Source organism: Leptolyngbya sp. GB1-A1, from assembly GCF_039962475.1.
Taxonomy (GTDB): domain Bacteria; phylum Cyanobacteriota; class Cyanobacteriia; order Elainellales; family Elainellaceae; genus Leptolyngbya_A.
The window spans coordinates 1-22,531 of the sequence record NZ_JAMPLI010000050.1; the positions used below are offsets into that span (position 1 = coordinate 1).

Below are 22,531 nucleotides of genomic sequence, written 5' to 3' on the forward strand. Positions count from 1 at the left end.
TTCAGCTTGTGCGCTCGGCACAGATCGCTCGGTGTCTTTTCGCCACTCAGCACTTGCAGGATGACTTTGGCTTTGAACTCTGCGGTGTATTGACGACGGTTTGCTGTCATAATTGCCCCCTTTCAAGAACAAGGATACTACTCCTACCCTCCTGTCCGAAAAGCGGGGGTCATTTCACTGGCTTTGCTTTTATGGGTTAACAATCACGATCGAAGTGGGAACGGTCAGCAAAATAGTTGGAGGATAGATATGGACATTGAGATCGTTGTACATCTGGTCGCCCTACTGCTGGCGGCTTTAATGACCGGCGCATTGATGGTCAATTGGATTGGTCTCGCTCGGGCTATGTCCCAGATGTCTTCCGCTGCTGCGTATACTGAGTTTCACCAAGCAACCAACCGGACATTCGATCCTTATATGCCGAGCATTGGGTTCGGCGCTATTGTTGGCGGCATCGCTCTGGCGGCGTTTTTTTCAGGAGGGCATTCAGCGTCCGGCTGGTTGGCGATCGCTAGAACCATCTGCTATGTGCTCGTAATCGCGATCAGCCTTTCGACCAATGTGCCGATCAATGAGGCGATCGCAGAAGATGCAGGCGCAGTCTTATCGGCGGTGTTTGACTCACAGAGCGGACCAGATCAATCCCGTGTTACTGGACTTTCTTCAGCAGAAATAATCATTGACCTGTCGCGTTTCTGACTTGTGAAAAAACGCTGTGATTCATCTCGGCGGCGCAAGAAGCGAATGAGTCAGGTCGTGAAGTGGCGGTACGCTGGCGTTTCAAGATGGATTCTCAAACAGAAGGAGATTTGCTATGAAGATTCTCATTGTTCTCACGTCTCATGACCAACTTGGCGATACCGGAAAGAAAACAGGTTTCTGGCTGGAAGAGTTCGCCGCTCCCTATTATGTGCTGAAGGATGCCGGAGCGGCGATCACACTGTCCTCACCGAAGGGCGGTCTGCCGCCGCTCGATCCGAAAAGCGAGATACCCGAGTTCCAGACCGAATTTACGAAGCGATTCCGCACAGACACCGCAGCGCAGGCTGAACTTGCCAATACGAAAAAGCTAGCCGACGTGTCCGCAGACGATTTCGATGCAGTCTTCTACCCCGGCGGACATGGCCCGATGTGGGACATGCCCGACAACGCGACATCCATCGCACTGATCGAAGCCTTCGTGAAGGCCGACAAGCCAGTCGGTGCAGTGTGTCACGCGCCGGCTGCGTTGATCAATGTGCGCGGAAAGGATGGCGAGTATCTGGTCAAAGGCAAGCGCGTGAGCGGGTTCACGAATGCAGAAGAAGAAGCGGTAGGCTTGACCGCGGTCGTACCTTTCTTGTTGGAAGATCGGCTAAAGGAACGGGGTAGCATCTACAGTAAAACCGCCAACTGGGACCCCTATGTCCAAGTGGACGGGAGGCTCGTGACCGGGCAGAATCCGGCCTCTTCGGAACCCGCAGCGGAAGAGTTGCTGAAGTTGCTTCGCTCTGTTTGATCTGCGCGGTAGTAGGCTTAACAAAAGCTGCTGCGCTCCAATATGCCAAAGCGGGGATTCGCATCAATGTCGTTGCACTAGCAGCAATCGAAACAGACATGTTTGAAGCAGCTACAGGTGGGCAGGATGAAGCCAAAGCTTACATAACAGGACTTCACCCGATCGGACGGGTTGGAACACCGCTTGAAGTTGCAAATGCAGTCCTGTTTTTATCATCTAACCTGGCATCGTTCGTGATAGGTGAAACGTTGATGGTAGATGGTGGGTTTGTAGCGCAGTAGTCGAAAGGCAGTGCGAAACGTTGCGACCAAGTAGCGATCGACACCGATATGAATCTCGCAGATGCAGACCTTGCCGCAGCCATGATCAAGATGATTGCCCTCGGTCGCTACGACCATCGTGGAGCTTTTGCGAACTCCTGGCCTTAACCGGTTGATCTTGGAGCTGACCGGTGGAGGAATGGCAATCAGCGAGGGGATTAGTGAATTGACCATTAGACTCGGCTGCGGCGGCTGCTTGTCGACGGACTTTGTTCTAAGAAATGCCGATGATCGCCTCGACTGAGAGGTAAAGATTTCAACACTCTTTCACTCACAATTAGCGGAAAGATACAACATGCCTGAAAAATTTGGTGCAAAGTCAACCGCCGACGAGGTGCTGTCCGACGTTGATCTAACGAGAAAGCGATTTCTTATAACGGGTACCTCATCGGGCATCGGACTTGAAACCGCGCGTTCGCTAGTGGCTCATGGAGCTAGCGTTGTTGGTGCTGTTAGAGATATTGGCAAAGCTGAGCTGACCACGGCAACAGTTCGCAACGCTGCGTCGAAAGGCGGCGGTAGCCTGGAATTGATCGAGCTCGATCTGGCATCCTTGCAAAGCGTTCGTGCCTGCGCGGATAAACTGTTGGCTGACGGTCGGCCATTCGATGCCATCATCGCCAACGCCGGCATCATGGCAACACCGTTCAGCCGCACGGTGGACGGCTTCGAAGTTCAGTTCGCGACAAATCATCTTGGCCATTTCGCCCTGATCAATGGGATCGAGCCGCTGCTCACCGATAATGGACGGCTGGTGGTGCTGTCGTCGCTAGCGCATCGCGGTGCCGATATCGATTTAGACGATCCGAATTTTGAGCAGCAGGCGTACGATCCATGGGTCGCCTATAGCCGGTCGAAAACCGCCAATTCACTGTTTGCTGTGGAGTTTGACAGGCGGCATCGCGATCGCGGCATTCGGGCTGCTTCGGTGATGCCCGGAAACAGTCTCACGGACCTACCCCGCCATTTCTCGCAGGAGGAGTTGCAGGGACTTTTGCAGACCGTTGACGCAGCGCGCACCGAAGCAGGTCTGCCGCCGAAAGGGTTGAAAGAAATTCCGCAGGCAGCCGCGACATCGGTTTGGGCCACAGTCGTGGCTAACAAAGACGAGATTGGCGGACACTATCTCGAAGATTGCGCGATCGCGCCGATCAATGACACGCCCAACCCGTTTGCCGACGGCGTCAGGTCCTATGCACTCGACGCGAACAAAGCCAAGCAGCTCTGGGCGAAAAGCGAGGAATTGATCAGCGCTGCGTCTTAAAGGTTATCGCGCACATCTAAACGCAATCATCCATTCCACTTTCGTACTTGGATGAACACTCACAAGAATGCCCGATTGACGTATAAGCGTTAATCACCATGCCTTACGTTTCCCGTAAACTCAACCAGGAAAACATCATGTCACAAAAACTCTCAGGAAAAGTTGCGCTTGTCACTGGCGGCACCAGCGGTATCGGGCTTGCCACAACCAAGCGATTTGTCGCTGAAGGTGCCTATGTCTTTATCACGGGTCGTCGTCAGACTGAACTTGATACTGCTGTAAACGAAATTGCTAAGAACGTGACTGGCATTCAGAGCGATGTCTCAAATCTGGCAGACCTTGATCGGCTTTACGCCACGATCGAGCAAGAGCAAGGTCGCCTGGATGTAATCTTTGCGAATGCTGGCGGTGGAGAACTCATCCCACTTGGATCGATCACCGAAGAACACTTTGACAAAACCTTCAACACCAATGTCAAGGGTCTACTTTTCACTGTGCAGAAGGCACTGCCACTGATGCCAGAGGGCGCTTCCATCATCCTGAATGCCTCAACTAATTCCATCAAGGGTATCCCAGCCTTCAGTGTTTATGGCGCTACCAAAGCCGCCGTGCGATCGTTTGCCCGCACCTGGACACTCGACCTCAAAGACCGCCAGATTCGAGTGAATGCGGTCAGCCCTGGTTTCATTCCGACTCCCGCTTACGATCTTCTCTGGGGACTCAGTGAAGAGCAGTTGAAAGAATTTGTGGCGAGCCAAGCTAACAATATTCCATTGGGACGAGCTGGCACACCCGACGAGATCGCCAAAGCCGTTGTCTTTCTGGCTTCAGATGACAGCAGCTTTGTAAACGGCATTGAGCTATTCGTCGATGGTGGCATGGCACAAATCTAAGAAGATGCTGTGTTCACACCAGCTAACAATGCAGCAGACGGTTTAAAGCCGCTAGCGCTGCGTTCGAGTTTCTTTGTCACCGCTGATTTGAGCCATTGGGCGTTTTGGGTGATGTGAGGTGTGGAACGGATGACGGATAAACTTGAGCAGAACAAACAGACGGTCACAGCATTTTATGACCTGATGTTCAATCAGTGTCAGCCCGCAGAAGCCATCGAGAAATATGTCGGCGATGTGTACATCCAGCACAACCCAGCGGTGGCCGACGGGAAGCAGGCTTTCATCGAATATTTCGAGAGGATGGCGAAAGAATATCCGGGGAAGTGCGTCCAGTTTAAGCGCGTCTTCGCTGAAGGCGATTATGTAGTCTTGCATTGCTACCAGCAATGACCGAGCGACAACGACTGGGCAGGCATCGACATCTTCCGCCTGGATGATAAAGGCAAGATAGTCGAGCATTGGGACGTGCTTCAGACCATCCCGGAAGCGTCGGCTAACGATAACACGATGTTCTGAACAGTTGAGTGCTGGTAGGGTGAAGTCCGGTTTGTACAACGGCACTGTTTATTCTAAATCAAGGAGAGTTGGCACAGATGGAATCTATGAAAGCAGCGGTATTAACTGCGTTTGGTGATGCTGAGAAGTTTGAGATTGGGGGCCGGCAACGATTCGTGTAAAAATGGACCACTTGCCCTGAAACTCCTGTGGAATGAGGATTTAGAGCACAGTAACTTCACCTTGTAGGTGCAGGAATAATCACTGTGTCAAAATCCAGTGTGGGTGGACAACGATCGAGATTGAGATCATAGATGCCGAAACGATTAACGTGATGCGTCCAGTAGGGACTCAACGCAGCGACCGCCTCCGACTCAACTGGGTAGCCAGAGCGTGCTAGCTCCTGGAGTATCCGGCTCATTTCAAAGACGTTGTAGAAAATCAGACAATTGGCGATCAGGTGGTTGTACTTGATGATCTTGCGTTGGTCTTCACGATTGTTGGTAGCAATCACCCCCTCACCCCTAAAAGACAGCCATTTGGCAAAGCCATTAAACGCCTCACTTTTATTGGTTGCAGCTTGAATGGTGGCGCGCAGATCGGCATCATGAATGTATTGCAGCAAAAATCCTGTCCGCATGGCACAGCCTAGCTCATGAAACGCTCGATAGAGCTTGTTCTGACTGCTATTGGTACCTAACTTTCGCAAAATGGTAGAAGCAGCAATCTTACCTGCTTTAATCGATAAGGTAACCCGCAGCATATCGGGTAGATGAGTTTCAATCAACTCCCAATTCACTGTTTCAGAGAACAGTTGACCAATGTGTAGGTAACGGGTCGTAGAACTGAAACGGTAGAGGATTAAATCCTTCCAATTGCGAATGCGTGGCATCAGTTGAATGCCTAATAAATATGCCAGGGCAAACACTGTAGCACTTTGGGATTGAGTATCTCCATGAATCGTATCTGGTTGAATCTCAGATGTATTCTTCAACAGTCCATCCAGCAAGTACACGGCTTCCCACACGCCACATGGAATGAAATGGCTGAATAGAGCAATGTACGTATCAGAAACGTGATAATACCCAATCCCACCATAACCGCCATACCGAATGTGATATTCTGCCAGCAAGTTATCTTCGTAGATATCCCACTTGGTTCCGTCTACAGAGGCTCGCTTGCCATCTCCCCACAGCTTGGGCAAGCTGAAGCGGTTGTAAGCATTGATGATAGTGGCATTGGCTGCCTGAAGCTTATCTGGATCAATGTGGCGCTGGTGAGCATAAGCAACCTGCTTGCGGTCAAATCCTTTAAGGGATCGAGCTGCTTGAGTCGGTCCTAAATTGCAACCATAGCAGAAGGTACTCGCCAAGTAGCGGGCAGCAGGATTGTCCAGTTTGGCATCATGTCCCGACTTCGGCTTGAAGAATCGAGTCCAGTTTAGCCAAAGCTCTGTGTCTGTCAAGACATCGAGCAGATTGACTGGGGACAGCCGTTGAGCAATGAGTGCTTTGAGCGTGGCTACTCCCGATATGATCTTTGCCTTTGGCTTGCGAATCACTAGACGATCCTTCTGGTAGTCCACATCGACGTTGGTTGGAAAGCCAGCATCCGTAGCTTGAGCCGTTGTTTCCAACCACTGCTGAACATGGGCGACAAAGGCACTCGGTTCGGTCGGCAACCCCAGTTGCTTGCCATATTCACTCACCATTTCCTGGTATTGTTCCCAGGAAATGAGTTGCTGACCGTAATCTCCATATTCCCAACTCCCCTCAATATACAGATCGCCAGACTTCAAACCTAATAGCAGGTGAGAAAAGACGCACACCTCGAATGGACGGCGTTGCAGTGTACTGGGATAGGGAGTGCGTTTGCGCTGTCCAGTGACGAGAGCCCACCACTTCTGGGAAATCCAACTCAGGTCAAGCAGGTGGATGTGTCGTTCCTCATCCGTACCTGGGTGTTCAGTTTGCACAACTGAAACCGAGGCACTCCGACTGTGCCGATGTTGCAAGATGAATTTGATCGCTTCTATCAACGAGGTATTCTGCGTAATCGAACGCAGTGGCAGCACGTCCAGCAAGCGAAATAGGGCGCTGCGTTGGCTTTTGTAGAAGGTTTGTAGCAAGGGGAAGTAATTGTTACCGACATACGCCAGATGAGCATCGCAGGCTTCCAGAAGGGTGGGACCCTGGTCGCCAATCACCGTTTCAATGTCAGCAAAGCGTTGAGCGATCTCCCCTTCACCTTGAAACGCTGCAACCACATCTCGTAAGGTGGCAATCGAGCTATCTGTGCGAGCTTGAGTCTCCTGACGCAGCATGGCTAACGCCTCTTTGCCGCGATGATGCATTTGCTGCATCTGACGAATGAACATCTCTGCTAAATCATCTAGCGTTCGCGCATATTGAGCATTCAGCAGGGCAACGGCGAGCGTGTACCGCTTCAGGATGCTCATTTGTCGCATCCGAGGAGCATCTAAAGCCTTTGCTTCCTCAGCAAAATGCTTCCGTTTAACTTCTGGCAATTGGTTGAGCACTACTGTGCCAATTTGCAAACCCGCTAACCAATGCAACCGTTCAACCAGATCTTTGAGGTGGGTGATAGTGGGCTTGCCAGGATCTCGTTTGACTTCATTCTAAAGTGTCTTTCCTGTTTCTGGATCTGCTCGAAACAACGTATCGATTTGACGACGTTCGATCTCACTGACAACTGGTTGCGGGTTTTGCATAAAAGTTGATAGCTTTATGGAAGCCTTTAAATCTCAACAAATGGGCAACTTCCGTGGGAAGATTGGTGACGTTGTTTTCTGGGTAAGCGAGTAACCAGTGCCATCCGCAGAAACGGAGTCACGAATAAAAGAGTTAGAGTCACAAGTTTCAGCCCTTCAATCAGAGGTCTGGGAGTTACGCACCGAAATTGCAACTCTAAGGTCTAATGTTTCCAGCTTAGAGAACAATTTTAGAAACTTTGATCATGGCTTTTCCGCATCCATCCTATTTCTAGTAGGTTCCTTTTGTGCGCTGTGGGCGCAAAATACCAGACGTAATCCCTGGCTATGGTTTTTCTTTGGGATGCTGCTTTCCCCTATTTCACTGCTGGTGCTGTTAACCAAAAACTCAGCAGATCAACGACGATAAACTCTACGTCAATCAACAGAATGAAGTTGTCCGAGTACTTCTAGTGGCATCATGCTTGAACGACTTGGTGTGATCTACGGTCGGCGTTGTGTCCATTCTTCCGACTTACAGCGAACGTCTGTTCCTCCCAATCGGCTGCTCCTAGACAGGAGTAGGGGCGATTGTGTCTAGGGGGAGTGTACTCGAACTTTCCACTTCCACATGACCAGGAGGTGGGAAGGTACAAATATAGCTATTTGCAAAGTTATCTGGATGAGGCATTGGAGTAAAATCCCACGGGGAAACAGGCGATGCACTCACAGATGCACAGAGTTGATAGCGCGTTGAACTAGGATTTCGCCCTGCACTAGAATAGACTCGCAGATAATAAGTGCCCGAATCTAGGGTCGTTTTTATCGATTCACTGCTCCTGTCTCGGCGGGCGGATGCAAACAGAACCTGTCCTTTGTCATTGAGGAGCTGCAAATTTGCATCTGCTTTTAGCCGAGCCAGCGAGAAGTTGTTGCTGCTCCGTTGGCTGAGGGTAAAGCGGAAGAAATCGTTGCTGTCCGCACCACCAATTTGATCCTTAAACCTCTAGCTGTTCAAGGGGTTGATTGCTCTTGCACGACTTAGAGTATTGCCAACGCGATCGCCAGCCATAAATGCAGTTCAGGAGGGTACAGTTTAAGCCTTCCCGTCATTCTCTACAAAGTAAAAGTTAATAATTTCGTCACACAGGATCTTTAAAGGCGAGTGATTTAACGTCAAAAGGATGCGGAAATTGCGCTAGTAATTTGACAGAAAACCTGTCGCGTATCTTGCTTTTCGGACTCTTACGTAAATCTGGTGAAAAGGGATGGGATTGCTGAAGCAGTTAACGTCGCTCAAGGGATTAAAGTACTTCCAGTCCTAACTTCACCTAAAACGCGTAGGAGTCTGAAAAACGGGAAACGTGACAGTAGAGTAACCTGATTCATCAGGGTTTCATAGTTGAAGAATGTGGTAATTCTCATGAAACCCTCTCCTCTTCTATCTCTGCAACCTTTTGTCCTATACTCAGGTGGACTATGAGTAATCCAAAACTGTTAAACGAGCCAGAGGACAACTCGGAACTTCTCAGGATGTTCAACGAAGATCAGTCCGATCGTCAACCGCCAGCAGGACAGGCGATCGATTGGTTTATAGTGGGTTCCAGAGATGCAGTACGACTAGCACGAGTAAAGTAGCGGGCGTAGTGTCTACGTCAGTGGGATATATGGGAGGACATTTCGAGCATCCCAGCTATCTCGATGTTTTGTCTCGCATTACAGGTCACGCAGAGGTTTGCCAGGTGGAATATGACCCGTCGCGCGTCAGCTATGACGAATTGCTGGCACTCTTTTGGCAGATCCACGATCCCACCAGCCTCAATCGCCAGGATGCAGACCGGGGAGAACATATCGATCGGTCATTTTCTACCACACCCTTGACCAAGCGACGCGATCGCTCGATAGTCCAAAGAGCGTCTCGATCGCTCCGGCGAGTACAACAAGCCGGTTGTGACTCAGATTGAGCCTGCGTCCCCATACTGGTTAGCCTCCGAAGAACACCAGCAATATTTGGAGAAGAAACAGCGACGGCAGACTCACAGCAATCAGCCGATCGTTTCCCCGTAGATCATGCAGCCCCTTGTCGGATAATGAATAGGGAAAAACGGAGCGTTACAACAGGGGATGAAATGACCCAGGCGAAACAGGGCAGTGACTTGCAGCTATACGATTGTTTTCAGCAAACTAAACGGCAGCGAGTCAGCGACGGGGCGATCGTGCCCATTCTGGAGGGATGTAGTTCTGCCGCTCGAATCCTGGTGCTACTGTGGTCGCAGTTGGGGGATTTTGACAATCTTGAATATGCCTGGTGGTTGCAGCGGGAGGCAAAATCACTTCGAGAGGCAGGCATTGCCATTCGTGCCGTAGGAATTGGCGATCGAGGCTCAGGAGAACAGTTTTGCGCCTACACAGGCTTCCCTGCGGATTGCCTTTTTGTTGATCCGAAAGCCGAACTGCATCAGCAGCTTGACCTCTACCAGGGACTATTGCTGAAGTTACCCCTGCTCTCACCCGGACAAAATGCCTGGCTAAACCTGCTCTTAATGTGCGCCGGAATTGGCAGTCCAGGAACGCTCTCCGAAGTCTTTCGCGGCTATCGAGGCGACCGGAAAGCTCCTCAACTGATTGCGGATGAGGAAACGGTGAAAGCACCCCCACTTCCGCCCCTGAAAGGTTCCTCGTTTCGATGGGCAGGCGGCAAAGGGTATCAGCGTCCGTTTGAACTGGCGACGCTACGTCTGCGAAACATGGGCGAAGTGTTGAGTCACTGGAAAACCTATGTACCCGACTCTGCTTATCTGACGCAGCGCGGCGCAACATTTCTGTTTGATGCTGAGGGTCAGTTGTTGTACGAACACCGCGATCGTGCCATTCTGGGTTTTGCTGAAGATAAGAGCAAACCGCTGCCATTTCTCACCGTGCGATCGGATTAACGAACGGTACAACGGCAGATAGCATTCCAATTCAGCCTTCTACGGCTTTGGGGCGAGGCAAATTCCTCCAATCAACAGGAATTCAGCGGGGTCAGGACTTTGACATCTGCTCTAGCAGTCCTTTCAAGGCAGCATCCTGCCGTTCTTGCATTGCCTGGCACACTCGCTGCCACAGGATCTGATCCTGAATGTGAATGCCCATTGCTTCAGTCGCCTCTTTCGCATCCTCCGGTTTACCCTCGGCAATCAAGGTCAGCAGAAATTGGATCGCCTCTGGCTGCCGCAGTGTAGAGATAGCGAGAATTCCTGTTTTGCGAAGCTGCGGATCTCGAATGCCCTGCCACCAATCCCGCAGAATCAGAAAGGCTTCGTTTAATTGCGACTCAGACAAGGCTAACACTGCAGCTTCTGCCTGGTCTGCCTCTGCTAATGCCATTGCGGTACGAGCATAAAGGACATCCTCGACCAGAGGGAGGGACTGCTGGGGTGCCAGTTGCAGCAGGGCAAGTAAACATTCTGATAGCACAGGTGAGGTGTCGCCGACTTTGACCCGCAATCGCAAAAGCGGTACTCCCTGATCATTGGCGCTATAGGCAATTGCTCGTGCTGCCCCAATTCGAGCCTCTGGTTCTGGATCTGCCAGTAGATCGCCTAACTCGACTATCACTTGAGGATAATTCATTCGCACCAGCCCTAATGCACAGGTGCCGCGCAGTCGAGGAGCCGTGTCCGTCGTGCCACCCCAGATGGGTTCTGGCTGAACGTGCCGAATGCCTTTGAGGAACAGCGTTTCGTTGCTGTATTCCAGGCGATACAGTGTATCTGCTATGGCTTGTTTTGCCAGACAACCAGGATCGTTGTCCTTCGGTTTAATCAGGAAACGATCAAAAGCATCCACGAGATCGGGAATAAAAGCATACAGTTCCGCTTGAGCCACGATGCCAGCCGCTTGAGCAGCAGCAACTGAATATTTGCTGCTCAGAACTTGTTGCAGCACCGCTGAGGCTGTTTCTGAAGTGGGGTCAGGGCGAATCTGGTTCAAACTTGCGGTCAATTCTTCCAGTTTGCGAGACTTTGCCATCGGTGCTTGCCCTCCCGTGATGGATTGAATTGGTTCTGTTGGGTCTGGACAGTTCTGGGGCTTTATGAAATAGTACTATTGTTCACGCAACACCATACAACGATTACATTGCCCCTAGTCATCGCGCTGGGGGTTTTAATGATCCTGAGCGGGCAATCGCTTGCTAAAGTGTGAACGTTACAATCAAGAAGCAGCAATATTATCTATGGCGAGCGGTAGACTCAGAGGGCAATGTGCTTGATATTTTGATGCAACAGCATCGAGATACGAAGGCAGCTAAGCGGTTTTTCTGCAAGCTCCTCAAGCAGCAAGGCTTTGTGCCTCGGGTGCTCGTAAGCGACAAGCTGAAAAGCTACGAAGCTGCCCAAAAGCAGATGCTCAAGAGCGTGGAGCATCGACAGCACAAGGGGTTGAACAATCGAGCAGAGAACTCGCATCAACCGACTCGAGTGCGAGAGCGGCGGATGCGGAAGTTTAAGTCACCGGGGCAAGCCCAACGATTTCTGGCTGCGTTTGGACCGATTCGAGACCACTTCCACCCGAAACAACATCAGCTAACAGCTCATCGCTACTGCGAACAAATGCGTCAACGAATTGAAGATTGGCAAGAGATTGTTGGGTTGAAATCTGCCGCATAATCCTGTGATTCCACCTCACTAGAGACTACCGTGCTTACTCTTAAATTTTTCTGGTTAAGTTGACTGCGAGGATAGAAGAGTCTTTCTGCTGCCAATCTGACCCATAAGTTGACCGGCTCTGTGCCTTTGTATTGATTTGTCGATTGGAAGTAGAAAGACTTTTGTTGCTGGTGTGGCTTGGGCATCGTGACCTGATAGGAGCCTGTCTTAAATAAAGTCTCATCGCAGTCTTGTCCATTGCCCAGTTCTGCAAGCAGTTCTGCTCTTCAACCAGGCGGTAAACAATGACACAATCTACGACCGATCCGAATGCAGTGATCATCGGCGTTGACACGCATAAAGACACGTATGCTGCAGTTGCTATTAATGGCTTAGGTGCACGTCTAGGAGATCGCATCATACCGACTACTCAAGCCGGATATCAACAATTGCTGGAGTGGGCAAAGACATTCGGCGTGTTTGCTGCGTTTGGTGTGGAAGGAACTGGGTCGTATGGCAAGGGTTTAAGCCAGTTCCTGCGTCGTCAAGGACTGAAAGTGGTGGAAGTCAGTCGTCCTTGCCGCCGGGGTCAGCAACGGTTGCAAGGCAAGGATGATCTGCTCGATGCAGAAGATGCCGCTCGCCAAGTGTTGGCTGGACAAGCTACAGCAACTCCGAAATCGAGCGAAGGTGGAGTGGAAATGATTCGGATTCTCAAAGCAGCACGAGATACGGCAGTCAAAGCCCAAACTCAAGTGATAGTGGCACTCAAAGTGATCATCGTCACAGCCGATGCAGCGTTACGGGCACAGTTGGAATCTTTGTCCACCCCCCAGTTGGTCAAAGCCTGTGCACAACTCGAAGTTGGGACACTCGATACACCGATGGCAACGATGCGCTATGCCCTCGCTGCAATGGCAAAACGCTGGACACAGTTACATGACGAGATTGAAACGCACACCCAGCATCTCACGACCCTCGCCCAAGCAGCAGCTCCTGAATTAGTGCAAGCGTTTGGCATTGGAACGGATACGGCTGCTGAGATGCTGATCACCTTTGGGGATAATGCGGAGCGTGTGCATTCTGAAGCCGCCTTTGCCAAGATGTGCGGCGTCTGTCCAATTCCAGCGTCTTCCGGCAAAACGCAGCGCCATCGCCTCAACCGAGGCGGAAACCGTCAGGCGAATGCCGCGCTATTTCGCGTGGTCATTGTGCGAATGCGATGGCATCAGCCGACCCAGGACTACGTTGCCCGTCGGATAGCACAAGGGTTGTCGAAACGAGAGATTATTCGGTGTCTCAAACGTTATGTCGCAAGAGAGATTTATCACATTATTCGCAAAAGCACTCCCCTCCCCAAGTGCCTGACGTGATGCATTCTTAGAGTACAAAAAGGACTTGACATCTATAGGAGCATCAGTACCCGACCAGTGGCAAACCTACGAGTTTGTGCAGATTGCGAAGGGACAGGCAGCTTGGGAAACGGATCTGGCGATGCGGGCAAACCGCCTGCTGATTTGTGATACTGACCCGCTGGCAACCCACGTCTGGCATCGCCGCTACCGAGGAACTTATTGCCCAGCCGTTGAACGGATTGCTGAGCGTTGTCACTATGACCTGTACATTCTGACTGCTCCTGATTTTGCCTTTGTGCAGGACGGGACGCGCGAGGGTGAAGAGATTCGGCTGGAGATGCACCAGTGGTTTATTGAGGTACTGAACCAGAAAAGCAAGCCGTACATCACCGTGCAGGGAAAACATGAGCAGCGAATGGCAGAGGCGATCGCAGCGATTGATGCTTTGCTTGTATTTCCGCCTTTAGCCGCCTGAAGTAGGGATTTCACTGTTCTCCTTCCCTGCAGGGGACTTTGCGGGCGGTATTTCGGCTGGAGGAAGGACAGACTCCTGTTCGCCCCGTTGATTGCTGCAAAACTTCGAGGCGTCCTGCCTAATTGAAACCAAAATTTACAGCAAAATTGATTCAAAAAATCAGGAATTGGTTAGGGTATGGGTGATGTCTCTCTATATGAAATAGAAATTCTCAAGGAGGTGGAGGATGACTGTATTCGTAGCCGATCGCGTCACGGCAAAGACACTCACGCTTCAATCGCAAGCCACAGTGAGTCTCGTTCACTCCTGCACCATTTCGGCAAGATGATTCGAACTCTTCTGTGAACCTTGCACTGTACAAGTTATCACAGAAAGGAAATCCAATGAATTTAGAACAATTAGGCTGGAGCGATCGTTATGCTTGCAGCTTTAGATCTTACTACGACCAAGGATTTGCGGTCGGTCGAGTTGCTGTTGAACATCGTAATTCTTACTTGCTTTACACGGAGCAGGGGGAGCAACTGGCAGCAGTTTCTGGTAAGCTCAGGCATCAAACGACTGGCATTCAGGACTTCCCAGCCGTTGGAGACTGGGTGGTGATTCAGTCCAGTTCGATAGACCATCGCGCCACAATTCACGCAATCTTGCCACGCAAGAGCAAATTTTCTCGCAACGTTGCAGGTAGTACGACTGAGGAACAGGTGATTGCTGCCAATGTCGATACCGTATTTCTCGTTTCTGGGTTGGATGGTGATTTGAATCCGAGACGGATCGAACGCTATTTGATTCTGGCATTGGAAAGCGGTGCCAGCCCGGTGATTGTATTGAACAAGGTAGATCTCTGTTTGCACGTTGAACGACGACTGGCAGAGATAGAAGCGATTGCCATTGGTGTTCCAGTTATTGCTTTAAGTGCCACACAAAAACAGGGAATGGATGCGCTCCAATCCTACCTACAAGCCGGAAAAACGATCGCCCTGCTGGGGTCATCGGGTGTGGGTAAATCCACGATTGCAAATCAATTGAACAGTGAGCCACTACAGACAGTTCAGGCAGTTCGGCGAAGAGACGATCGCGGTAGACATACCACCACGCATCGACAATTAATTCTGCTCCCTTCGGGTGCATTAATGATTGACACACCGGGAATGCGTGAAATTCAAGTATGGTCAGGTGCTGAGGGATTGACAGAAACATTTCCAGAGATTGAAACATTGGCGCAGCAGTGTCATTTTCGAGATTGCCAGCACCAACAGGAACCCGGCTGTGCCATTCAACAGGCACTCGCTGACGGACATCTCGACCAAGGACGGTTCCTGAACTATCAAAAGTTGCAGCGAGAACTATACTATCTGGCTCGCAAGCAAGACCAACGAGCAACTCTGGCAGAGAAGGAGCGGTGGAAGAAAATTCATAAATCGCTCCGCAACCACCCCAAATACCGGGAATGATGGTTCGCTTAATACTCTATGGATTTAATCCATTATCACACCCAAACTACTCGTGGAAACCAACTTGGCATATTTTACCAGTACGCCTCGTGTACACAGTGCAAGGTACTCATGAACACCGAATGGCAAAGGCGATCGCTGCGATTAATGCTTTGCTCCAGCTTCCGCCTTTAGATGCCTTCTGAATCCTGCGAGTACAGTACTCTGGTATACTCTGCCCCATGGAGTTGACCTAAAAGCTAACGCGACCTGTCGTAATCAACTGAAATCTTGCAAGCAACGATACAACTGACAGAAACAGTGTCCCTCAGGGGGTGACAGCGAGGCAGAAAGGTAAGGCTGGTAGCAGACAGAGATGATCTGAAGCCGAAAAAATAGGGTGAATCCGAAGAATCACCCTCAATTTCAAAAAATGTTGCCTTCATTTTATCAGGCTTGTCTACAAACGCAACTGAGTTCAATTCAATTCATAACCCTGCAAATGCTGGTCGCCCTGCTGCAACGGGAACGTTGCGTGAGCATTGAGCGGTTAGCCACCTTATTTGCTCAACCCATTCAGTTTGAAAGTCGGCGGCGGAATCTTCAACGGTTTCTGCAACTTCCCCAGTTGAATATCAAAACCTTGTGGTTTCCGATCCTCAAATATTGGCTCAAGCAACAGTTTCATCGAGGGCAACGGCTATCGCTGGTGATTGACCGGACTCAGTGGAAACATCATAATCTGCTGATGGTCAGCGTCGTTTACAAGAAGCGAGCTATCCCACTGTTCTGGGATTGCCTCGACCATTGCGGCTCAAGTTCGCTCTTCGAGCAACAAACCGTTCTGCGGCCGGTGTTGAGTTTGATGCAGCGCTATCGCTGTATTGTGCTGGGAGACCGGGAGTTCCACAGCGTTGCGCTTGCCGATTGGTTGCGTCAACAACGGGTCGGATTCGTCCTGCGCTTACCCAAAAGCACGACGGTCAAGTCCCAACTCAGACGCTAAATGGTTGTGTCGCAAAAACGGGTCAATGGTAGGGTAGACAAGCCAGTTGTGTCGCAAAAACTTATTAGGGACAAACGATTGGTATCGTCTGCATTCCCTTAAGCAGCAATTCCAAAGATTACTTCAATAAACTTCGATTGAGAGATACTATCCCCTTGGTTAATTCCATTCACTTGTCCTTTGCGAATCATATTCATCGCTTCAATGCCACTCAAGGTTCTTCTGGCACTATTAAACGACTTAAATCCCATCATCGGCTTCACGATATGCTTAATGTTCCGATGATCTTGCTCAACTACATTGTTTAAATACTTGCTCTGCCTTAAGTCGGTCTCTTTTTCAATCGTTCCATCTTTTTGAAGTGCCTCCATTGCCACTGGATAAGCTGCATTCTTGTCCACATTAATGACTCGTGGAGACCCAGTATGCTGTGCTTTAAGCACTTTACGGAAAAATTGTGCCGCTGCCTTGCCATCTCGTTTGGCACTCAACATGAAGTCCAGAGTATTCCCCTCCGAATCGACAGCACGATACAGATATTTCCACACTCCCCTGACTTTGATATACGTCTCGTCCACGCGCCACGAGTCGTTTGTCGGCTTCAAGTGAGGTCGAATGCGTTTGTCCAGTTCTGGGGCTCTAACAATGGCAAGGTGACTGCCGAAGCTTCAATATGAGTCAAGTAAGCCAGGCTCTGAGGGGAGGGGATGATCGCTCCTCTTGACTCTCCAGCCTACTAGAGAGTTTAGAATGAAAGCATGGCATTAGTGAGGTAGCTATGCTAGCCCAAGAACAGTTACAACGGATTGGTTCAGTTGCGAAAGAGAGCGGACTGCCAATCAAAACGATTCGCTATTACGATGAGTTAGGGTTGCTCAAAACTTTTGGCAGAACAGAAGGCAACTATCGACTGTTCAACTCAGATGTATTTGGTCGTTTGCGGTTTATCAAACGCGCTCAAAGTTTAGGGTTAAACCTGTTAGAGATCAAAGAATTTCTAGAAGTGCATGATCAAGGTGATTTACCGTGCGATCACATCAAAGTGAAACTAGAAGATAAGCTCTCACAAATTGAGCAGCAAATCCAGCAATTACAGATTCTGAAGCAGGAGTTGAACGGGCTTCTATCTGGTTGGGAAGCTATTCCTGAGCATCCTGAAGAAACAATCTGTCCGATTATTGAACGAGCATAAAAACTCTTTGAGTTTAATAATTTTTCAGCCTATGCGTTATAAAAACATAGGCTATTCTTGTTGGTGCTATTTTGAAATCATATTTAGAATAAGCAAGCCGTGTTTTTGTTTAATTTTGATTCTTTTTTGATTGCTTCTATTGACTCTCCAGCCAACTAGAGAATTTACGCTAATCCTAGTTGGAAAACTTCGATTGATTGGAGGTCTGCCATGAGAAGTTATCTTGAATCATTCAATGGTTACGCAGAGAAAAAGGAGCCATCACAACTCTCAGATGGGTTTAGACCCCAGTTTGAGGGAGTTAGCGATTGGTTCAATCACACCGTTAACGCGATCGCCCATGCCCTGCTCAGAAACTCAGATCCATTCATCTGGCAGAAGACCGATCGCAATGGCAATACCTGGTGGATTATTGATGATCCACTCACCGGAACTCGCTTCCACGCTGTGTCTGAAGAAGAAGTTCGTGCCTGGATTGAACAGCGTTATTATGCTCAACCCAAGTCCTCTGGAAATAATTCGAGCGATTTCAATCCACCTCTAATTGAACGGTGGTGAACTATGCAATCATCTGAACTTCCAACATCTTCTCAAAACGATTTACAACCATTGCCAAAGGATTCACGAAAGCGAGCGCCCCTCGGGTTACTCCTCATTGTGTTCCTACTGGGTGGCGGTGGAATTGCTTGGTGGCGTGTGCTGCCTCCAAATGATCAAGCCACTGCAACGGCTCAACAAGCACCGATGCCTGTTAAAACCATTGCATTACAGGCAGAAACGATTGAGGAGCGGTCAGAATTTGTGGCAAATTTACAATCCCGCCGTTCTGTAACATTGCGTCCCCGCACTCAAGGTCAAATTACCCAAATTCTAGTAAGTCCTGGACAACGGGTAGCATCTGGAACAGCGTTAATTCAGATTGACCCCTCTGAGCAGCAAGCGGTTGTTAACAGTGCCTATGCGAGTGTGGCTTCGGCTCAGGCGAACGTTGATAACGCGAATGCGGTACTGCGATCGCTACAAGCTGAGCGATTGTCCAAAGTAGCAGAGATGCAACTGAGCCAAGTTGAGCACGATCGATACGTTGCTCTTGCCACCGAAGGAGCTGTTTCTCAGCAAACGCGAGATCAGTATGCCAGCCAGTTAGAAGTTACCAAGGCAAGTTTGCGAGCAATTGATGAACAGATTCAAGCACAGCGAGCGGCTGTAGCCCGGGCTGAGAAGGCAGTTCAAGAAGCACAGGCACGCATTCAAGCACAGCAGGTGCAGCTGCAATACTTCCAAATTACAGCTCCGTTTGCTGGAGTGGTGGGCGATATTCCAGTCAAAGTCGGTGACTTTGTGGATACCTCCACATCACTTTTAAGCGTTGCAGAGAATGACCAGCTTGAAGTGAATTTCTCAATTCCGGCTGAACAGGCATCGCGCCTTCAAATTGGTAGTTCTGTAGATATTACGAATGGGCAAGGACAACATCTCGGCACCAGTAAAATCTTTTTCATTGCGCCTAATACGGCTGGCACAACACAATCCGTTTTAGTAAAAGCCTTGCTGAACAACGCAAATGGACAACTGCGAACGGATCAATTTGTCAGAGCTAACGTGAGTTGGAACCAACAACAAGGTGTACAAATTCCAACAACGGCTGTGACGCGCTTAGGTGGAGAAACCTTTGTATTTGTCGCGGAATCCTCTAAAACTGGATTGGTCGCTCGACAACGGTTAGTTGAACTGGGCAGCATTGATGGAAACAAATATCATGTCCTGAACGGATTAAAGCCAGGAGAGAAGGTCATTGTCTCCAATCTATTTGCATTGAGAGAAGGAACCCCGATCGCGCCACAGTAGGGCAAAACTTCTACAGCAAAATCCCTCCAAGATTCAACACTTATCTTCCTTACGCTTCGTCTCACGCAGGATCTAACCCACCTCATTCCCTGGGTATTCGATATGTTTGTCAATTTTTTCATCAAGAAACCCGTCTTTGCGATCGTATGCGCGCTCGTTATTCTCATCGTTGGGCTGATTAGCATTCCAACCTTGCCCATTGAGCAGTACCCCGACATCAGCCCACCCCAAATTACAGTGACCGCAAATTATGTGGGTGCCAGTGCTCAAGTCGTTGAAGATACTGTGACAACTGTATTGGAGCGACAGATTAACGGGGTAGAAGGGATGCGCTACATCAGTTCCACCAGCAGCAACGATGGCACCAGTAGAGTTATCATCACGTTTCAGCAAGGGTATGACCTGAGTGTAGCGGACTCTGATGTGCAAAATCGGGTACTGCAAGCTGAACCCCAGTTACCTGAGGTGGTGCGACAAACCGGGGTGATGGTCTCCAAGCAATCGAGTGCGATCGTTCTGGCAATGGCACTTTACAGCGAAGATGACCGCTACGACGACACCTTCATCAGCAATTATGCCGACCTGTATGTGCTGGATCCACTGCGGCGAATTCCCGGTGTTGGCAATGTGGTTGCGTTTGGCGATCGCCGTTATGCCATGCGAATTTGGTTAGATCCGCAACAGCTAGCCAGCCGCAGCCTGACCGCTCAAGATGTGATCACTGCCCTGAATCAGCAAAATTTGCAATTGGGGATTGGTAGTATTGGACAACCCCCCGCCCCCGATGGACAACTGTATCAAATCGACTTGCAAACAGACGGTCGCCTAAAAGAAGCAGGTGAGTTTGAAAATTTGATCCTCAAAGCGAATCCCGATGGCACAACCGTCAAGCTTAAAGACGTAGGACGGGCTGAATTAGGAGCTGAGAGCTACAGCACGTTCGCCAGCTATAAAGGACACGTTGCCGTCGGCTACCAAATTCTGCAAATTCCGGGCAGCAATGCTTTAGAGATTGCCAAAGCCGTCAAAGCGGAGATGCAACAACTGTCACAAAACTTTCCACCCGGATTGAGCTATGACATTCCCTATGATTCCTCTCTGTTTGTGGAGGCATCTTTCCGAGAAGTAATCATCACGCTACTTCAATCCGTTGGGTTGGTTGTACTGGTCATCTTTCTGTTCCTACAAGATTGGCGCACGACCATTATTTCGGCGGTTACAATTCCCGTGTCGTTAATTGGTACATTTGCCTTTGTCAAACTGTTTGATTTCTCCCTCAATAGCCTCACATTGTTTGGTCTAACTCTGGCAACGGGCATGGTAGTGGATGATGCGATCGTGGTGGCAGAAGATGTGACTCGATTAATTCAAGAGAAGGGATTAAGTCCGATTCGAGCCACGGCGGAAGCGATGCGTGAGTTATTTAGCTCTGTGATTGCCAGTGGAATTGTGCTAATGGCAGTTTTCATTCCGGTAAGCTTCTTACCCGGAACGGCTGGACAACTGTACAAGCAGTTTGCCCTGACCATTACCTTCTCGATCGCCATCTCAACCTTCAATGCCTTGACCCTAACGCCAGCCCTATCTGCTCTCCTACTACGGGAACAGGCACGACCCCGTGGAGTTTTGGGGTGGTTGGCAAAGCGAATCAATGGATTTCTGAATTGGCTACGGCATAGATATCAGCGATCGCTTCAGGTTCTCACCCGCTTCAAGCAAGTCGTGATGATCTTGTTTATCGCCTCACTGGTGCTGACGGTAGGGCTATATTTGCGAGTTCCCCAAGCCTTTTTGCCGCAGGAAGACCAGGGGTACTTTATTAACCTAATTCAGGCATCCGATGGTGCTTCCCTCAACTACACCCGACAGATTGTGACGCAAGCAGAGCAAATCTTACTCCAACAGCCGGAGATTCAAGGTACGTTTGCAATGGGCGGGGTTGGCTTTAGTGGTAATACGCCCAACCGAGGATTAATGTTTGCCCCTCTAAAGCCTTGGGATGAGCGTCAAGAGCCAGAACAGTCTGTCTCTGCTATCTTGAGTCGGGTGCAGGCACCTTTGATGGGAATTCCTGAAGCTCCAGTCCTAGCGGTCAATCCTCCCACAATTCCCAGTCTCGGCAGCACTGGAGGGTTTGTCTTTCAGTTGCAGGATCGGGGCGATCGTAGCACTAGTGACATCAGCGCTCTAGATCAAATCAAAATGGAATTACTGACTCGCGCTAACCAAACCCCTGGATTGCAAGGAGTCTTTAGCACCTACACCGCCAATGCTCCACAGTTACGAATTGAGGTTGATCGCAATAAAGCAGAAGCCCTCCAGGTGTCTGTTGAGGAAATTTACAACACCCTGCAAACTTACATTGGCTCCCGGTATGTCAACGACTTTAACGCCTTTGGTCGCACCTATCGAGTGTATGTCCAGGCAGATGAGCAGTTTCGGTCTAATCCAGATGATATTGGTCAGTTGTATGTGCGATCGCATCAGGGAGAGATGATTCCTCTCAGTAATTTGGTGACTATCACTCCCACAACAGGTCCTCAAACCATTAACCACTACAACCTGCATCGTGCCATTGAAATCAATGGGGCTGCTGCTCCGGGTTATAGCTCTGGGCAAGCGATTCAGATCATGGAAAAACTTGCGGCTGAAGTCATTCCCGCTAACATGGACTTTGAATGGTCTGGGATTTCCTTAGAAGAATTGGAATCAGGTGGGCAAGCCCCGTTAATCTTTGGCTTGGGTGTGTTCTTCGTATTTCTCGTTTTAGCAGCCCAATACAATAACTTTGTTGATCCGCTGATCATTATGTTGTCTGTACCCCTGGCGGTCTTAGGCGCATTATCAGCACAGTGGATGCGGGGATTGTATAACGACATCTATTGCCAGGTAGGGCTGTTGATGTTAGTTGGACTAGCCAGCAAAAACTCGATTCTCATGGTGGAATTTGCCAATCAGCTACGATCGCAAGGATTACCCCTGACAAAAGCCATCATTGAAGCGTCTCAAGATCGCCTGCGCCCCATTTTGATGACCGCGATCGCCGCTTTACTGGGAGCTTATCCAATGTTGTTTCCTACTGGAGCAGGTTCTGCTAGTCGTCAGTCATTGGGAACCGCAGTCTTTGGTGGTACGTTCGTCACCACGTTTCTCAGTCTCTTTGTTGTTCCTGTTCTCTACATTGTGATCGGCAAAATTCGAGAGCGAATGATACGACCAAAAACCATTCAACCCGTTGATGAGTGGGTGTAGTCAAATTAGGCAAAAATTTTCGATTGAGGGCTTGACTCTCTAGCTAACTAGAGACTCTAGGATTACAACAAGGGTTAAAAAGTTAGCTGCTCAAGAAAGCTACTTAACTCCAAGCTTTTTCAATACACCTTAATACCCACCTTGTTGAATCTATTTCAGATG

The 22,531-nt window shown here is 49.6% G+C and carries 16 protein-coding genes and 6 pseudogenes; 18 read left to right on the top strand and 4 right to left on the bottom strand.

The genetic code is table 11. From position 1 onward, the window contains the following. The coding region (locus NDI45_RS25905) for a transposase (protein ID WP_348249433.1) at positions 1-110 on the bottom strand (110 nt) is incomplete at its 3' end. A gap of 139 nt (positions 111-249) precedes the next feature. Between NDI45_RS25905 and NDI45_RS25910 the strand changes: the two genes are divergently transcribed. The 6 genes and pseudogenes from NDI45_RS25910 (at position 250) to NDI45_RS25935 (ending at position 4,491) form a co-directional block, all read left to right on the top strand. Further along, positions 250-699, top strand: coding sequence for a hypothetical protein (locus NDI45_RS25910; protein ID WP_348249418.1), 450 nt, complete (start codon positions 250-252; stop codon positions 697-699). A gap of 115 nt (positions 700-814) precedes the next feature. Further along, positions 815-1,498, top strand: coding sequence for a type 1 glutamine amidotransferase domain-containing protein (locus tag NDI45_RS25915; protein WP_348249419.1), 684 nt, complete (start codon positions 815-817; stop codon positions 1,496-1,498). Between the two features lie 5 nt (positions 1,499-1,503). After that, positions 1,504-1,779: pseudogene (locus NDI45_RS25920) on the top strand (SDR family oxidoreductase); the annotation flags it as partial. Positions 1,780-2,113: 334 nt separating this feature from the next. Then, positions 2,114-3,082 (top strand): SDR family NAD(P)-dependent oxidoreductase, encoded by a 969-nt coding sequence (locus tag NDI45_RS25925; protein WP_348249420.1) that lies wholly within the window; start codon positions 2,114-2,116, stop codon positions 3,080-3,082. A gap of 137 nt (positions 3,083-3,219) precedes the next feature. After that, the gene (locus tag NDI45_RS25930; RefSeq protein ID WP_190792397.1) at positions 3,220-3,975 is read left to right on the top strand and encodes an SDR family oxidoreductase; all 756 of its coding nucleotides are present in this window, start codon (positions 3,220-3,222) and stop codon (positions 3,973-3,975) included. 129 nt (positions 3,976-4,104) lie between these two features. Further along, positions 4,105-4,491 (top strand): annotated as a pseudogene (locus NDI45_RS25935) (nuclear transport factor 2 family protein). Between the two features lie 217 nt (positions 4,492-4,708). Here the strand turns inward: NDI45_RS25935 and NDI45_RS25940 are convergent. Then, a pseudogene (locus NDI45_RS25940) lies at positions 4,709-7,108 on the bottom strand (Tn3 family transposase); the annotation flags it as partial. Positions 7,109-8,659: 1,551 nt separating this feature from the next. Here NDI45_RS25940 and NDI45_RS25945 point away from each other — a divergent pair. The 3 genes and pseudogenes from NDI45_RS25945 (at position 8,660) to NDI45_RS25955 (ending at position 10,113) form a co-directional block, all read left to right on the top strand. Then, on the top strand, positions 8,660-8,818 hold the full coding sequence (locus NDI45_RS25945) for a hypothetical protein (protein WP_190791490.1): 159 nt from the start codon (positions 8,660-8,662) through the stop codon (positions 8,816-8,818). Then, positions 8,767-9,247 (top strand): annotated as a pseudogene (msrA, locus tag NDI45_RS25950) (peptide-methionine (S)-S-oxide reductase MsrA). The gene NDI45_RS25945 and the pseudogene msrA overlap by 52 nt, the downstream one beginning before the upstream one ends. A 62-nt stretch (positions 9,248-9,309) precedes the next feature. Then, positions 9,310-10,113: a peroxiredoxin-like family protein gene (locus NDI45_RS25955; RefSeq protein ID WP_348249421.1), complete on the top strand. Its 804-nt coding sequence runs from the start codon at positions 9,310-9,312 to the stop codon at positions 10,111-10,113. 91 nt (positions 10,114-10,204) lie between these two features. Here the strand turns inward: NDI45_RS25955 and NDI45_RS25960 are convergent, their stop codons facing one another. Beyond that, the gene (locus tag NDI45_RS25960) at positions 10,205-11,194 is read right to left on the bottom strand and encodes a hypothetical protein (protein WP_190791488.1); all 990 of its coding nucleotides are present in this window, start codon (positions 11,192-11,194) and stop codon (positions 10,205-10,207) included. A gap of 182 nt (positions 11,195-11,376) precedes the next feature. Here NDI45_RS25960 and NDI45_RS25965 point away from each other — a divergent pair. From NDI45_RS25965 to NDI45_RS25985, 5 genes and pseudogenes are all read left to right on the top strand, one after another. Beyond that, positions 11,377-11,832, top strand: a pseudogene (locus NDI45_RS25965) (DDE-type integrase/transposase/recombinase); the annotation flags it as partial. 284 nt (positions 11,833-12,116) lie between these two features. After that, on the top strand, positions 12,117-13,184 hold the full coding sequence (locus NDI45_RS25970) for an IS110 family transposase (protein ID WP_348249422.1): 1,068 nt from the start codon (positions 12,117-12,119) through the stop codon (positions 13,182-13,184). Positions 13,185-13,209: 25 nt separating this feature from the next. Beyond that, complete coding sequence (locus tag NDI45_RS25975) at positions 13,210-13,641, top strand: ATP-binding protein (RefSeq protein ID WP_348249423.1); 432 nt, start codon at positions 13,210-13,212, stop codon at positions 13,639-13,641. Between the two features lie 383 nt (positions 13,642-14,024). Beyond that, entirely contained in the window at positions 14,025-15,092 is a 1,068-nt protein-coding gene (rsgA, locus tag NDI45_RS25980; protein WP_348249424.1) for a ribosome small subunit-dependent GTPase A, read from the top strand. Positions 15,093-15,504: 412 nt separating this feature from the next. Beyond that, positions 15,505-16,077: a transposase gene (locus NDI45_RS25985; RefSeq protein WP_190791484.1), complete on the top strand. Its 573-nt coding sequence runs from the start codon at positions 15,505-15,507 to the stop codon at positions 16,075-16,077. Positions 16,078-16,175: 98 nt separating this feature from the next. On the opposite strand, the pseudogene NDI45_RS25990 reads toward NDI45_RS25985, so the two are convergent. Continuing rightward, positions 16,176-16,715: pseudogene (locus NDI45_RS25990) on the bottom strand (IS6 family transposase); the annotation flags it as partial. Between the two features lie 140 nt (positions 16,716-16,855). Between NDI45_RS25990 and NDI45_RS25995 the strand changes: the two are divergent. The 4 genes from NDI45_RS25995 (at position 16,856) to NDI45_RS26010 (ending at position 22,369) form a co-directional block, all read left to right on the top strand. Continuing rightward, the gene (locus tag NDI45_RS25995) at positions 16,856-17,269 is read left to right on the top strand and encodes a MerR family DNA-binding protein (protein ID WP_190791483.1); all 414 of its coding nucleotides are present in this window, start codon (positions 16,856-16,858) and stop codon (positions 17,267-17,269) included. Positions 17,270-17,479: 210 nt separating this feature from the next. Further along, positions 17,480-17,827: a hypothetical protein gene (locus NDI45_RS26000; protein WP_348249425.1), complete on the top strand. Its 348-nt coding sequence runs from the start codon at positions 17,480-17,482 to the stop codon at positions 17,825-17,827. A gap of 99 nt (positions 17,828-17,926) precedes the next feature. Next, on the top strand, positions 17,927-19,117 hold the full coding sequence (locus tag NDI45_RS26005) for an efflux RND transporter periplasmic adaptor subunit (protein ID WP_347277850.1): 1,191 nt from the start codon (positions 17,927-17,929) through the stop codon (positions 19,115-19,117). 102 nt (positions 19,118-19,219) lie between these two features. Then, positions 19,220-22,369, top strand: coding sequence for an efflux RND transporter permease subunit (locus NDI45_RS26010; protein ID WP_348249426.1), 3,150 nt, complete (start codon positions 19,220-19,222; stop codon positions 22,367-22,369). Positions 22,370-22,531: the final 162 nt, after the last annotated feature.

What these genes read in the sequence shown, in the direction of transcription:
- NDI45_RS25910 (WP_348249418.1), top strand. Translation starts at nt 250, where the DNA reads ATGGACATTGAGATCGTTGTACATCTGGTCGCCCTACTGCTGGCGGCT.
- NDI45_RS25915 (WP_348249419.1), top strand. Translation starts at nt 815, where the DNA reads ATGAAGATTCTCATTGTTCTCACGTCTCATGACCAACTTGGCGATACC.
- NDI45_RS25925 (WP_348249420.1), top strand. Translation starts at nt 2,114, where the DNA reads ATGCCTGAAAAATTTGGTGCAAAGTCAACCGCCGACGAGGTGCTGTCC.
- NDI45_RS25930 (WP_190792397.1), top strand. Translation starts at nt 3,220, where the DNA reads ATGTCACAAAAACTCTCAGGAAAAGTTGCGCTTGTCACTGGCGGCACC.
- NDI45_RS25945 (WP_190791490.1), top strand. Translation starts at nt 8,660, where the DNA reads ATGAGTAATCCAAAACTGTTAAACGAGCCAGAGGACAACTCGGAACTT.
- NDI45_RS25955 (WP_348249421.1), top strand. Translation starts at nt 9,310, where the DNA reads ATGACCCAGGCGAAACAGGGCAGTGACTTGCAGCTATACGATTGTTTT.
- NDI45_RS25960 (WP_190791488.1), bottom strand. Translation starts at nt 11,194, where the DNA reads ATGGCAAAGTCTCGCAAACTGGAAGAATTGACCGCAAGTTTGAACCAG.
- NDI45_RS25970 (WP_348249422.1), top strand. Translation starts at nt 12,117, where the DNA reads ATGACACAATCTACGACCGATCCGAATGCAGTGATCATCGGCGTTGAC.
- rsgA (WP_348249424.1), top strand. Translation starts at nt 14,025, where the DNA reads ATGAATTTAGAACAATTAGGCTGGAGCGATCGTTATGCTTGCAGCTTT.
- NDI45_RS25985 (WP_190791484.1), top strand. Translation starts at nt 15,505, where the DNA reads ATGTTGCCTTCATTTTATCAGGCTTGTCTACAAACGCAACTGAGTTCA.
- NDI45_RS25995 (WP_190791483.1), top strand. Translation starts at nt 16,856, where the DNA reads ATGCTAGCCCAAGAACAGTTACAACGGATTGGTTCAGTTGCGAAAGAG.
- NDI45_RS26000 (WP_348249425.1), top strand. Translation starts at nt 17,480, where the DNA reads ATGAGAAGTTATCTTGAATCATTCAATGGTTACGCAGAGAAAAAGGAG.
- NDI45_RS26010 (WP_348249426.1), top strand. Translation starts at nt 19,220, where the DNA reads ATGTTTGTCAATTTTTTCATCAAGAAACCCGTCTTTGCGATCGTATGC.